General features: G+C 60.0%; 15 protein-coding genes and 2 pseudogenes. 11 read left to right on the top strand and 6 right to left on the bottom strand.

Features of this window, described 5'->3' with window-relative positions; genetic code table 11:
- The first annotated feature begins 340 nt into the window (after positions 1 to 340).
- Positions 341 to 655 (top strand): hypothetical protein, encoded by a 315-nt coding sequence (locus BOO71_RS16220; RefSeq protein ID WP_075831523.1) that lies wholly within the window; start codon positions 341 to 343, stop codon positions 653 to 655.
- Positions 656 to 828: 173 nt separating this feature from the next.
- Here the strand turns inward: BOO71_RS16220 and BOO71_RS16215 are convergent, their stop codons facing one another.
- Positions 829 to 1,341 carry a hypothetical protein gene (locus BOO71_RS16215; protein WP_075831524.1) on the bottom strand — a complete coding sequence of 171 codons (513 nt, stop codon included), beginning with the start codon at positions 1,339 to 1,341 and terminating at the stop codon, positions 829 to 831.
- 473 nt (positions 1,342 to 1,814) lie between these two features.
- Between BOO71_RS16215 and BOO71_RS28415 the strand changes: the two genes are divergently transcribed.
- The 5 genes from BOO71_RS28415 to BOO71_RS16190 all read left to right on the top strand — a co-directional run bounded on the left by BOO71_RS28415 (position 1,815) and on the right by BOO71_RS16190 (position 6,459).
- Entirely contained in the window at positions 1,815 to 2,918 is a 1,104-nt protein-coding gene (locus tag BOO71_RS28415; RefSeq protein ID WP_439823021.1) for an IS1 family transposase, read from the top strand.
- Positions 2,919 to 2,991: 73 nt separating this feature from the next.
- Positions 2,992 to 3,999, top strand: coding sequence for a hypothetical protein (locus tag BOO71_RS16205; RefSeq protein WP_075831525.1), 1,008 nt, complete (start codon positions 2,992 to 2,994; stop codon positions 3,997 to 3,999).
- A 51-nt stretch (positions 4,000 to 4,050) separates the two neighbouring features.
- Positions 4,051 to 4,587, top strand: a complete 537-nt coding sequence (locus BOO71_RS16200; protein WP_075831526.1) for a hypothetical protein — start codon at positions 4,051 to 4,053, stop codon at positions 4,585 to 4,587.
- Between the two features lie 155 nt (positions 4,588 to 4,742).
- Positions 4,743 to 5,324 carry a hypothetical protein gene (locus BOO71_RS28820; protein ID WP_254843089.1) on the top strand — a complete coding sequence of 194 codons (582 nt, stop codon included), beginning with the start codon at positions 4,743 to 4,745 and terminating at the stop codon, positions 5,322 to 5,324.
- 331 nt (positions 5,325 to 5,655) lie between these two features.
- Positions 5,656 to 6,459 (top strand): hypothetical protein, encoded by an 804-nt coding sequence (locus tag BOO71_RS16190; protein ID WP_139322841.1) that lies wholly within the window; start codon positions 5,656 to 5,658, stop codon positions 6,457 to 6,459.
- A 63-nt stretch (positions 6,460 to 6,522) separates the two neighbouring features.
- On the opposite strand, the gene BOO71_RS16185 is transcribed toward BOO71_RS16190, so the two are convergent.
- The 3 genes from BOO71_RS16185 to BOO71_RS16175 form a co-directional block, all read right to left on the bottom strand.
- On the bottom strand, positions 6,523 to 6,981 hold the full coding sequence (locus BOO71_RS16185) for a hypothetical protein (RefSeq protein ID WP_075831528.1): 459 nt from the start codon (positions 6,979 to 6,981) through the stop codon (positions 6,523 to 6,525).
- Between the two features lie 287 nt (positions 6,982 to 7,268).
- Positions 7,269 to 8,195, bottom strand: coding sequence for a hypothetical protein (locus BOO71_RS16180; RefSeq protein WP_139322842.1), 927 nt, complete (start codon positions 8,193 to 8,195; stop codon positions 7,269 to 7,271).
- 334 nt (positions 8,196 to 8,529) lie between these two features.
- Positions 8,530 to 9,219, bottom strand: a complete 690-nt coding sequence (locus BOO71_RS16175) for a DedA family protein (RefSeq protein ID WP_254843090.1) — start codon at positions 9,217 to 9,219, stop codon at positions 8,530 to 8,532.
- A 147-nt stretch (positions 9,220 to 9,366) separates the two neighbouring features.
- Between BOO71_RS16175 and BOO71_RS16170 the strand changes: the two are divergent.
- A pseudogene (locus BOO71_RS16170) lies at positions 9,367 to 10,077 on the top strand (IS6 family transposase).
- Positions 10,078 to 10,193: 116 nt separating this feature from the next.
- Here BOO71_RS16170 and BOO71_RS28410 read toward each other — a convergent pair.
- Together BOO71_RS28410 and BOO71_RS29190 are read right to left on the bottom strand one after the other, a co-directional pair.
- Positions 10,194 to 10,448, bottom strand: coding sequence for a hypothetical protein (locus BOO71_RS28410; protein ID WP_075831530.1), 255 nt, complete (start codon positions 10,446 to 10,448; stop codon positions 10,194 to 10,196).
- A 98-nt stretch (positions 10,449 to 10,546) separates the two neighbouring features.
- Positions 10,547 to 10,663: pseudogene (locus tag BOO71_RS29190) on the bottom strand (transposase); the annotation flags it as partial.
- Between the two features lie 352 nt (positions 10,664 to 11,015).
- Between BOO71_RS29190 and BOO71_RS16155 the strand changes: the two are divergent.
- From BOO71_RS16155 to BOO71_RS16140, 4 genes are all read left to right on the top strand, one after another.
- Positions 11,016 to 11,747, top strand: coding sequence for a hypothetical protein (locus BOO71_RS16155; protein ID WP_075831531.1), 732 nt, complete (start codon positions 11,016 to 11,018; stop codon positions 11,745 to 11,747).
- A gap of 80 nt (positions 11,748 to 11,827) precedes the next feature.
- Positions 11,828 to 12,058 (top strand): DUF302 domain-containing protein, encoded by a 231-nt coding sequence (locus BOO71_RS16150; protein WP_175607406.1) that lies wholly within the window; start codon positions 11,828 to 11,830, stop codon positions 12,056 to 12,058.
- Positions 12,059 to 12,218: 160 nt separating this feature from the next.
- Positions 12,219 to 12,464 carry an SHOCT domain-containing protein gene (locus BOO71_RS16145; RefSeq protein WP_075831533.1) on the top strand — a complete coding sequence of 82 codons (246 nt, stop codon included), beginning with the start codon at positions 12,219 to 12,221 and terminating at the stop codon, positions 12,462 to 12,464.
- Positions 12,465 to 12,569: 105 nt separating this feature from the next.
- Complete coding sequence (locus BOO71_RS16140) at positions 12,570 to 12,692, top strand: CBS domain-containing protein (RefSeq protein WP_075831534.1); 123 nt, start codon at positions 12,570 to 12,572, stop codon at positions 12,690 to 12,692.
- Positions 12,693 to 12,718: the final 26 nt, after the last annotated feature.

Here is a 12,718-nt window from a genome sequence, read left to right as displayed (position 1 = left end):
ACCAACAGCACCTGAAGATAGGCGGCCTGGGTGGAACGCAGGCTGGTTCCAGGGAGCAGGGCCGCTAGAATCTGGCTGGGGGTCGTCCGTTTTGTTGCCACACATCAACATGGACGATCCCCACCCCATTCGTCAAAAACCTTCCGGAGTACTGCCAAGAGAGACAGGATTAGGAAAGGTTCTCGAACAGGCAGTACACCAAGTTGTCTTGGAGGATGGCTGGAGAAAATGTTGGGGCTGTGGAAGTGCGCTAGACTTTCAACTCAAAAGACCGCTTTCAGGATGTTAAGTTCTTGCAAGAACCGCTCTGCACAGGGTTGTACGAGCGGGGAGGCTCACCATGAAAAAAGCACTGCTGCTGTCCGCCGTGGCCGCCCTCGCCCTCTCCTCCTGCGCCCCGCGTTACAACCCCAACGCGCAGAAGCCCGACGTGGATCTGTCCTGCTCCGAGGTCCGCAGCGAGATCACCCGCGCAGAGTCAGCCCGTGCCGAGGCCACCAGCAACCGGGGCCTCAGCACCCAGAACGTCGCATGGGCCATCTTCTTCATCCCAGGCGTTGTGGCGAACGAGTACACCAACGATCAGGTGCAGAAGGCCGCCGACGAACGCATTGGCAAACTGAACCAGTTGTACGCCGTTAAACGCTGTAACTAATCTTTTCGGCAACACGACGAACCCGCCCCAGTCGGCGGGTTTTTCCATGCACCTTCCGCTGGCCGACTTTCTCGGCCAGCCCTGTCGTCATCCGCCCAGATCGTGGTTGACGCCCGCCACAGAACTCTTGCTGTGCCCCACACTCTCGCACGGAATCTGCCCAGTTGATGACGTTATTTACTGGTCCATTCAATCGTCTGCGTGGAGCCGCCCAGGTTCTTTACTTCGCCCGTAGAGGCGGTCAACGTCAGGGTGGCGGATGTGCTGGCGGTGGCATTCAAGAGGAGTGTCACGCTGCCGTCCACGCCCGTCATGGTCTCATATTTCACCGTTTGATCTGGCGAGATGGTGGCTGCAATCGCCGTGGATTGGTTATTGACGATACTGGAGATCACATAGAGTGGGTTCTTCCCGGTGTTCTTCACTTCCCAGGTCACCGCCACGCCTGCCACCGGATTATCGTTCTTGTCGGTGGCGACCACCGGGACCATGATTTCACCCTGATCCCCGCTGGCAACGGTGGGCGTGGCGTTCGTGCTGACTGCGGCCTTAACCTCTAATTCCTCGATTTCCACCTTGGCGACGGGGCCAACAGCACTGGGTGGAAGAGCGGGAATGTCTGAGACAGACACCTGAGCGGAGGCAAGGGGCAGCAGTAGGGCGGCGGTCAGGATCAGGTGACGCATCAGGAACTCCTTTGGGGTAAAACTTGATTTCAGGTGGATAGGCTGGCGGCTTCAGACGATGGGGCACTTCATCCCTCATCAGCCTGGGTGTCCAAAGTGTACTTGGTCATGCCTCAGAGGTCACGCGCCGGACCACACCCATATGTCAAACAAGACGCCGACAGAAATGGCTTGCATTGCGGCACGTGTGAGGCTGGATGCAACCCAGTCAGGCCGTGTGGTAGAGGACTGGTGCCTGCTGGCGCTGGCTTCAGCTCCTGAAGACAACGCTTCCTGCCACTGGCGCACCTATTCTCTTGAATGTCAGGTGCTGATGTTTTTCGCTCAAAAGCGCTGTCCTCATTATCTCGAGGCGGAGGCCCGACAGCGTCATCCAGAAGCTGGGTGTTCCCGATGGCCTTCTCGCGGTAGAAGGCTGGAATCATGCCCGACATGCCTGACATGAGTGGCGTCCGGGGATACGCCCCGGACGTATGCAATCACCCTCACTCGACAGTTTCCGCTGCCAGGGCCCTGCTTGTCCAGCCGCTGGCCAGCCAGGTCTCGGGAATATTCGTCACCGCAAGTGGTACGACACGCGCTCGGGGCCGCGCCGGTTGCTCCGCTGCTCGACCTGCGCCCGGGAATTCAGTGAACTCAAAGGCACTGCCCTCTGGAACGTGAAGCTCCCCTGTGAGCGGGTGGAGAGCATCGTGGAGCACGTGACGCGCGGGAACAGCTTCAAGCAAACCGCTGAACTCACCCATACCCACCGCACCACCGTCTCCCGGCTGGCGTGCATCGCAGGTGAACACGCTGCGCGTGTTCACGATCAACACGCCCAGGATCTGCACGTGACGAGCCTCCAGGCCGATGAACGGCACGGCTTCGTGGGGCGTAAGGATCAGCCGTGCTGGGAGGCCACGGTGATCGACCCATGCTCAAAATTCATCGTCCAGAACGCTCTGGGGGCGAGAGCGACTGATCTGGCAGTGCGGTTGCTGTTCGGCGCCCGTTCACGGCTGCACGATCCACATGGCGTTGTGCTCTTCACCGATGGCTGGCTTCCGTATGAATCGCTGTTCCCAGCCGTGTTTGGACGCCCCTTCCAGCCCCAGCGTCAGGGGAAGCGTGGACGCTTCCCCAAACTTCAGTACCGCATTCCCCGGACTTCAGGGCACGTGCGCATCATCAAGACGTATCAAGGCAAGCGCGTCGTGGACATCCGTATCGAACGCGCCGCTGGGAGCCAGCGGCGCGTCAATCAGGAGCTGGCCTCTCTCGGCGACAACACCCCCAACACCTCGGCAGTGGAACGGCACACCGGGACGGCCCGGCGCATGAATCCACACCAGGTCCGCAGAAGCCTCGCGTTCGCGAGGCTTCCCCACGTCCGTCAGACGGTGAGCGATCTGGTGGGCGGGGTCTACAACTTCTGTCGGGTGAACCGGAGCCTGCGAGTCAAGCTGGATGAACCGGTGGGGCGTCGTCAATATGCGCAACGGACGCCAGCAATGGCCATCGGGATCACGGACACGGTGTCGAGCGTGCTGCGCCTGCTCGGCACCGTGGTCCTGCCGAAACCATGTCGGTCATGATTCCAGCCTTCTACCCTTCTCGCCACGTCGGAAATGCGGCAACCCTCATCATCCCCGCCGCGTATCGTGGGGTATGCACAGATCCCTGCTGACCCTGACCACCATCGCCCTGATGGCCTCTACTCCAGCGCAGGCGCAGACTTTGCAAACCTTGACGCAGGCCAAGGCCATCACGCGGCTGCTGTCCGCGCCGGAAATCAAGGCAGAATGGTTCTCGCCGGACTTTCTGGCGCAGGTGTCATTTGAGACCGTTGCGGCGCAATTGCAGAGCGTCAGCACCACCTACGGCAAGTTCATACGACTGGACACCATCCAGGACCGCCCCTTGGCCATCTACGAGCGCGGAACCCTGGTGATCACGGCCGCCTCTCTGGACGGTCAAGGCAAACTGACCGCTTTCGGTACAGCAACTGGCCCGGCCTCAATGGCGGCTGATCCGGCGGCGGCGCGGGGCGAACAAGCCAAGGTAGCGACGCTGCTGGAGAAGCTTTTCAGGTCCGATCCGCTCGACCTGTCACTGATCAACCCGTCGTTTCTGGAGCAGGCCAGCGCGGAAGACCTGACCACGTTATTCGCCAGCATCCGCGCCGAGTACGGGGCGCTGCAAGACGTGCAGATTGCAGACGGCGGCTACCGACTGACCTTCGAGAAGGGTCAGTGGGACGCCACCAGTATCAGTCTGGACGGCCAGGGCCGATTCACGGGCCTGCTGCTGCGCCCGGCCGAACCGGAAGCCGCTGTGGGCAGCAGTGATGAGGCCGCCCTACAACTGACCAGCCTGTTTAAAACCGATCCTGTAGACGTGTCGCGCTTTAGCCCCGAGTTCCTGGCAGAAGCGAAGACGGACGACATCAGGGCTTTGTTTGCCAGCATTCGTGCCCAGTTCGGAACCCTCCAGAAGGTTGACCCGCAAGGTGCGGGCTGGCGTCTGACCTTTGAGAAGGGCGCGTGGGACGTGACCAGTTTCAAAGTCGATGTTCAGGGGCGGATCTCCAGCTTCTTTCTGCGACCTGTCCCGCCAGAAGTCTCCTACAAGACTCTGGCGGAAGCCCGCGCCGTCTTCGCTGCTCTCCCCGGATAGGTCAGCCTCCTCGTGCAGGAATAGGGACAGCCACAGCCTCTGGCCGCCCGCATGATCAGCGTGAGCGATAACACTGCCGCCGATCTCCTCCTGAAGTCCGTGGAGCGCGCGGGTGTGGAGGCCAGATTGGGACAGACCGACATGCCCAGCACCCGCGAGTTCTTCGTCCTCAAGAACCCGGCCAATATCGAGTTGCTACGCGCCTACCGTTCAGTGGGGCTGGACCGGGCCGCGCGAAAGGAAGTCTTGAAGCAGGCAGACGCCGCGCCACTGTCCAATGCCATGGTCTTCGTGCAGGGCCTGACCATTGCAACGGACGTGGAATGGTTTGTCAGCGCCCAGGGCCTGTGCCGCCTGATGGCGGAACTGCCCGAGACCTGGCAGAACCCTGGTGTGGCCGATCCTGCCGATTTCCCCAGTGTCAGCTTCAAGGGCGGCTCCGAACCCGGTGTGCTCAACCTGACCAACCAGCTCACCAGCAAGGTGGGCAAGATGTGGTGTGTCAGCGCCACTCGGAACCGACCTGAACCGCTGGATGAGCAGATGTTTATTGCCATGTACGCGGGCATGCTGAAGCTGCCGCACTGAACGGCGGCAGGCTCTCATCAAGGCAGGTGACCAGTCAATTGTCAGGAATCTCTTAATAATAGTATCCGAAGACTCAGTCTTAAGCCACCTGCCCCTTATGTTTGATCAATGTAAAAATCACCCATTTGACCGAAAAATATAGGAAAGTAAGAGGCATGAAAAAAATAATGATGGCAGTGGCAGCTGTAACCATGACCGGCCTTCTGGCGAGCTGTAACAGCGGCCGTGCACCGGATGGCAGCGGCAAGGGGAAAATCGACAGCATTCGCACCGAATACAAGCTGAACTCGGCTTCCGGTCGATTCGTTGCGTGTGACAATGTCACCGGTAACGGAGCGCGGAACAAGAAAACGGAAGTCGCCATCAATCTGACCTTGGAAGGTTTTGTTGAATCAGTTGTTATTGGTCTGAAGGGCAACTCTACCAGCCAGTACGACAGTAACTTCACAACTACGGTGACTGGCCAACAGCTTGCCAGCATTGGCAATGGTAAATACAGGGTGGAATTTGAGGCAAATTCCTCAACAGGCAGCGGCCTGCTTCCGCAAAGTATTATCGTCACGCCTACCACCCAGAAGGTCAAGATCGTGACTGCCGGCAATAGCCTGGGCAGCTTCTACCCTCAGCTCAAGGTTAGGACCGGATCGTCGAACTATCAGATTGACGACATTGCTCTTGGCAGTATTTCCGTATATGGCACCTGTAATGTCACATCTGTAACCAACGAAGATATCTAAACAGCATCTTTTTTATGCGCCGGGGCTGACAGCTCCGTCGTTTTTTGAAGACTCATTCGGAAGTGATTTAAGAGTGGGAAGAAGTTCCGATCCTCTCTGAGGACCTTAAAGTGTGCCGATTCTGAAGTCGCTGTGCTAAGAATCCTGCACTTATTTGGCATTCAGTCTTCGGGTATATCAAAACTCTTTACAGAAGCAAGGTTGCCATTTCATTCTGGGCAACTTGACGATTCATATATCCAAATGCCAAGACGTGGCCGATTAAGGACGCATAATCGACTCAAGACTAACTTCAATTGCGTTTTGCTTCTTAAAGCTGAACAATAGGAGCATGAAGACGCAAGCCCGCCCACTCCTCGCCCTCAGTTTTTCTGTGCTGGCTTCTTCCAGTTTGGCCGGTGGGGGAAGTGGACCTCTGCCTGTTGAGCCACTGCCCACAGTGAACTGGAATCAGGCGTTGTTTCCCCAGGCTGGTCCGCTGCGGGTGGTTCAGGGGGAAGCGAGGCGCGAGGAACCCAGTTTCTTCCCTCCGACTCACCTTGAGCTTCAACTCCAGGGTGCCCCCGACGCTTATGGCATCGAAACCACCGTCAGCATTTATCCGTTGGCCGCCCTGCTTCAGAAATACCCCGAGCAGACCGAGGGCAGCGTGGGTCAACAGGTAAAGGCCCTCCGCTCACTCCTTGAGAATCCGGCCCCACTGAACACTGCCGCCGCCTTCCGGTTGCCCGCCATAGACACCGTGAACGCGTCGCTGGCCGTGGCTGGGGCGCGCAAGAGCCTGTCGTCAGCCAATCTGCGCGGTGTACGTTACTTGGGGGCGTTCTCGCAGGACGTGCGGCGTTTCGCCAGCACCGATGTGCGTTACGTGTTCCAGGGCATCAGCCGCGACGGCAGATATCTGGTGACGGTGAACGGCTCGTTCTCTGGCAACGTGCTGCCTACCCGCGAGAGCCTGGAAGGCAGCGGATATGACGTGGCCCCCCAGCCTCAGGACAATGACAAGGACCGCGCCCGTTACGAAGGTGAAGTGAATACCTATTTCGCGGGCGTCAACAGCACGCTGGATCAGAGCAACTCCAATCCTGAGGTCACGCGGCTGGACCAGTTTGTGGAGTTGTTGCAACTCCGCTGAATGCAAGGGTCAACGAAAAGCGTCCTGACCTCATCGGTCAGGACGCTTTTCGTTGGATCAAGGTCAGTCGCCCTGGCGTTCAAGGACGTAATACACGCCGTCCCAGAGGGTTAAAGCCTCGCGGTCCGAGATCCTGAACACGGTGGCACCGAACTCAGTCCAGTCGTTGCCCGCGCACCGGATGGTCACGGTTTCCACGGCACTGCCCTTGATGCCTATTGAGGCCAGTGAAGTGCGGTAGTTCTCCAGAAAAGCCTGGTCGGTGGTGCGTGCCAGTGAATAGGTCGGGGTGTCGCAACTCTCATCAGAGACGGCGCGGTTGGCGCTGTAGGTCAGCATTTTGCCCAGGTTGGCCTTGGCCTGGTCTTCCCCCACCGAGATGCCGTCACCGAAGCGGTAGGCCGTGACCTCCCAGGTGCCGAAGATACTGACAGGCGCGCCTCCTCCCCCCGCCAGAGCCGACGGTACGAGCGCGAAACCGATGGCAAGAGATGCGGCTTTGAACCAACTCGTGTTCTGCATGATGGACCTCCCTTTGGAACACAGGCCAGGCTGTACAGACCTCTTTCCTGATCGGACTTTACCCAAATCCATCCGGTTGCGCATGCGTTTTTGCCGTTTTGCCCATCCACACGGCTTGAGCTTTTACTGAAACTTGTGCAGCCAATCGGGCGCAGACCAACCTCAGCCGCCTGCGTTCTTGATCAATCCCAGGACTCAACATCTATGTTCAGACCATGGTGATGACCGCGTGACTGGGAGGGGATTTGTCTTTCAACGCCCTACATGCCATGCCCAGGCCCGCAACCTCACTCAGTCCGTATCTCCTCTCGCTGTTGAGGTGATGACACCTGCTCCCGAAGCTCCCGGTCCTCTCGGGCCCACTCGTCAGTCTCGATTTCCGCCTCGCGCCGTTCCTGTTGCTCGGTGGCCTCCTCTGCGGCGTGGACCTCCTGCTCGTTTTCCAGTGCCACTTCCTCACCTTCGTTTGTTTCAGCGTCCAGGATGGCCTTGGCACTGCTGACGCGTTGCAGGATGTCCGAGTAGTTCAGCAGGGCGCTGGTGTTGTGGCGGATCAGCAGGGCGGTGACACTGCGGCTCAGGATCACCAGCAGGATCAGCCAGATCAGGTCCCGCACGGGGCCAGACATCGCCGCGTTGTCGCTGAAGGCGCGGGTGAGGGTGGCGCTGGCCGCGATGCCCAGCCCAATCAGGCCCAGGATGCCCCCCGCCTGCGCTGGGCCAACCACAAGTCCGGTGCGCCGGGCCACCCGCGCCTCGCGGTCCCGGTACTCATCGGCCACGAAGTTCAGGCTGGCACGGCCAAAACCCAGCAGGGCCACCACCAGTTCCTGATGGCTCACGGCAGCGCGGGTGGCAGTCTCCAGACTGTCCTCGCGGCGCCGCTGCCAGTCCTCGCGGAACTGCCGCACGGACACGCCGGTCCAGACCATCACGGTCAGCAGGGCCACCCCTACGCCGCCCAGCGTCGCTAGGTCGTTGTTGACATGCAGACCCCAGAAGGCAACTCCCCAGGCCAGCACTTCGACAACCGGAACCCACAGCAGCGGCCAGCCCCGTAGCCCGTCACGTGGGCGGGGGACAGGTTCGGGCCGGGACCGGCGGCGAACGTCTGCCAGCAGCAGGGCGCGGACAGCTTCCACGTCCGTCAGGAAAGCGCTGTATTTGCCTGCCGCCGGGACGTCCTGCGTCCGCTTTGCCATCTGCCGCGTCATCGCCCGATTATGACAAAGGCGGTCAGACGTAGAGGGGCGCGACAGAGATGTTCAGCGGGGCTACCGAAAAATCAGTCTCCGGACAAGCCGATGAATCGTTTGGCCATGGGGAAGCGGCGTTTGTTGAAATGACGGTGCATTTCTTCGATCAGCTCGGCCAAGTGGCTCAGCCTGCCTTTGGCGGTTTCTCAAGACCTATAAAATAGGGCTTGTTACGCCCAGGATCTGTTGGTGAAATTCCCAGCGAGACTGTTCGGGACCTTCGTACAAACCTGCCAGAAACTATCTATTTCATGTGGCAGTCCAAAACTGTTGTAGATGGGTGAGGACCAGGTCAGTTGTCGCCCTCTCCAGCCCCGCCGTAGGCAGACGAATCCTCGCCCCTTTCAAGTATGTTGACGCCGTCTCGCGCCTGGTAGACCTTCAGTCCCCAGATAACCAGCACGAGCAGCACCGCGCCGATGGCCAAGTCAACGCCCCAGCGCCCAACCTTTGGTAGGATCTGCGGACCGAATTTCCACAGGATCGTCTGCCAGACGCCCACATGTACCGCCGCCCCCAGCAGACTCAACAGGGTGTATTTGGGCAGGGGATAATGGCTCAGGCCAGCAAGCAGAGTCACGGGCGTGCGCAGACTACCCACTGTGCGGCTCACGATGACCAGTCCCGCGCCCCAGCGTTCCAGCAGCTGTGCCGCGCGTTGGGTACTGCGGGCTTTGAGCCAGCGGGCGGGCAGGAGATGTGCGCCCCAGCGGGCAACGGCGTAGCCCAGCAAGCTTCCCAGCCAGTTGCCCAGCACGCCCCAGATGAGCGCCGCCGTCAGGGTGGTGTGGCCCGCGTCAATGGCCGCCGCCTGGGCAAGCATGGGAATCACGCCGGGAATGCCGGGAATACCTGCTCCCTCCAGCGCCATCAGGCCGAAGGTGGACAGATTCAGGACGGCCGGATCAAGGCTGGACAGCCAGGACCACAGCCGGGAACCATGTTCCGTGGCCAGAGGCAGGGCTTCTACGAGCGTGCTCACCGGAGAAAGGCTTCCACTGCACAGCAGTGTAACCTGATCCTGATCTACACGCCTGGACTGGACTCTCTGTTCAGCGAACGGCTAGCTGCGTCATCTGTAGAATGTGCAAAGGGTTGTGGCAAGTTGTTTTGGTAGGGTGGCGCGGTGTTGAGCGGTCAGAAGCTTCCCAGATATCGGTTCCCTCGTGAGGTCATCGGGTACGCCGTGTGGCTATATCACCGGTTTACGCTGAGCTATCGGGATGTTGAATAACTCCTGCTGGAACGAGGGATCTGCGTCACCCGCGAGTCAATCCGCAGCTGGTGCATCAAGTTCAGCGACGTATTCGCCCAGGGTCTGCGCCATCGGGAGTCCCGACGGGGTTCCCGATGGCATCTCGACGAAATGCATGTGGACGTGGGCGGCATCACTCACTGGTTGTGGCGGGCGATTGATGAATATGGCATCGTGCTGGACGTTGTCCTTCAGCGGCACCGCGATACTGAGGCAGCCAAGTCCTTCTTTGTCCGCCTCCTGGGTGAGCACGACATTCCAGAGACGGTCCACACTGACAAGCTCTGGAGTTATGGGGCGGCCCTTCGTGAGCTTCCCGTGCTCCACAGTGTGGAGCACGTCCAGGTGGTCTCCACGGCCCGCTGCAACAACCTCGTGGAGCAATCTCACCGTCCCACCCGACGACAAGAGCGCCAGCAACGCGGCTTCAGATCACGACGACGCGCACAGGGATTTCTCGACCTGCACGCCCGCGTTACGAATCTGCACTACCCGGCCCGCTGCACCGTACCAGCTCATCACCGTCGCCACCACTTACAACAGGCGTTCACGCTATGGCGCGAAGTGGTGCGGCAGACGGCCTGAACTTCAGGCCGCCTGCGATGCTGAGGCGCTTTGGGTGCTGAGGAAACAACAACTTGCCACAACCCCCAGGACTGGTGGCTTGTCGGACGCGGCAGTGCCGCGTCCTCGCTTGCCTTTCAAACGTCGTCTGCGGCCAGGCCGAGATTTTTTTTCACCAGATCGCTTTGCCCCTTGTGCCCCGCCACCAGATACACCTCGTCGATCTCGACCGTGCCGGCGAGGGGAGGCGTGATGGACGCCTCCACCACGCCTTGCCGGAGACTTCGGGTCATGTTCTGAGCATCATCTTCGTTCAGGCCGAGTTCATGCGCAATCTGACGGTGACTCAGATTGAGGCCCATCAGATAGAGGCAGCGGTCAAGCGTCGTCATCGGCGCTGCTCTGACCAAGAAAGCCACCCACTGCCGGAGGGGGTGGTGGTGGCCGGCAAAGACCGTGCCGGTCAGGTCATCGAACTTCCGCTGGCAATTCAGACAGCGATTTCGCTGTCTGAACCGCTGGGTGTCTCCCGGCCTTGTTTGACGACATGCGGTGCGTGGCAGTGCGGGCATGTCACGCCACCGGGCCAACGGAGTTCCCGCACGACTTTGAAGCATTATTCATCGTCCAGGAGCTGAATCAAATTCAGCATGCCGACAGTTTACCAGAGCGTTCTCAGCTCCCTGGAATCCAGGAAGAGCCAAGATTTAATCGGAGTCCGTATGACACGCACACGACTGATCCGCACGCTGGTGGACCTTTCTGACACAGGGCTGGCCCGGCCTTCAGGTACAACCATCTGTGTTCCTGGAGCCCCACACCCACCAGTAATGCCCTGGTAATGACTGACAACTACGTTCAGAGTGCAGCGCTGGGTTCAGGACAAGCGGGTTCACTTCTGAACGGTGCTGAACACGCCTGGAAGGGATCACCACCTTCAGGTTCAACGGAGGTCCAAGATGAAAAAGACGAGCAATCAACTGCTGATCGGCACCGGACTGCTCCTGTTCGGCCTCATAGGAAGCGTGTTCGCCCAGAGCATGATGGGTCAGCCGGGAAACGGTGGGATGAGACAGGGGAATGGCCAGGGGATGATGGGCGGCAATGGCGCCAGTGTGGGAATGATGGGAGACAACGGCATGGGCAGCACAATGATGGGCCTCTACGCGCCCTCGTCACGCCCCATCTCACAGGACGAGGCCCGGCGGCGCGCACAGGGATTCGCGGGTCGGTACAGCGCTCAGGTCAAGATCAGGGACTTCATGGTCTTCGCCGAAAATGACTACTTCCAGGTGGTGGACGTTGCAACTGGCGCAGGCCTGGCCGAGGTGCTGGTCAACCGCTATACCGGGGTGGTCCAGCCTGAACCCGGCCCGAACATGCTTTGGAACACCCGCTTCGGCATGCAGGGCGGCCAGTTTGGCAACGGCATGATGGGCGGCCTCAACCAGGGCCGTCAGGTTCCTGTAGCCCCGGCCCGATATACCCAGACGGCAGCACAGAAGCTCGCCAGCACCTTTGTGGCCGGATACCTGCCCGGAAGCAAGGTGTTTGAAGGGATGCCGTTTCCTGGGTACTACACCTTCGATTATGGGCGGAAGGCCACCGAAGGCATGCTGTCGATCAATGCCTTCACCGGAGAAGTCTGGGTGCACGGCTGGCACGGCGCTTATCTCGGTGAGGTCAAGTAGACCCGTGCCGATTCAGGAGGGTCAAATGACCGACTTTGCCGTCAAGCGAACTTTTGAAGCCGATCCGGCTTCGGGGCCGTGTGGTTGGGCCTAGGGCCAGCTCGCCGGATCTGGCTCGACAGGCCCTCGAACTCGACCCGAGCATCGTCGCCCTGCTGCCCTGTGGCGCGTTCGTGATCGGCACGCAGAACGGCACGGAGGTGGGCTTTCTCAACCCGGCCCTGGCCCTCGGATTGACGGACAATGAGGCGCTCGGCCCACTCGGGGTCCAGGCCAGGGCAATGCTTCAACGGGTGCTGGCCGAGGTGTGATGCGGCGAGATCCTGATCCGCTCAACCACACCCTGAATGCTGGGCGCGAATCCATGATCCAGATCCCTTCATCCACGCGAAGACCTGGCAGACCCCGGGCGCAACCTGCCGGGAACAGCGTCAACCTCAAACGGTCACTCAAGAGAACAAAGGAGTCAAGATGAACGGTTACGGCTATGGGATGGATTCGGGAGGATTTGGATGGATCGGCATGCTGCTGTTTATGGTGGTGATCATCGTCGGGCTGGTGGTGCTGGTCCGCGCCCTCAACCAGGGTTCGCATGGGGGTCATGCGGGCAGCGTGTTCGACACGGACCGCACCCTTCAGATTGCCCGGGAGCGGTTTGCCCGGGGTGAACTGACCAAAGAGCAGTTCGAGACCCTCAAGCGCGATCTCGGACACTGACCGGCTGGCGTGGATTGGCGGCTCCGGCGCTACCGCCCAGGCTGCGTTTGATCAGCCTGGGCGGTAGCAAGGTCTCTCGCCCACACCTGTGTCAAGGAAAAGTCTATGCAAATGAAAGAAGTGATGACCGGCAACCCCGCCTGCTGCCTGCCTGACACGCCCCTGCCAGAAGCGGCCCGCACGATGGAACGACACGACTGCGGCTGTCTACCTGTGGTGGAAAAATAGAAAAACAGAAACCCTATCGGAATGAT

Origin of the sequence: Deinococcus marmoris, assembly GCF_001949125.1 — a bacterium.
GTDB lineage: Bacteria > Deinococcota > Deinococci > Deinococcales > Deinococcaceae > Deinococcus > Deinococcus marmoris_A.
The sequence above is the reverse complement of the archived record's forward strand: the minus strand, read 5'-3'. Positions and strand labels throughout refer to the sequence as shown.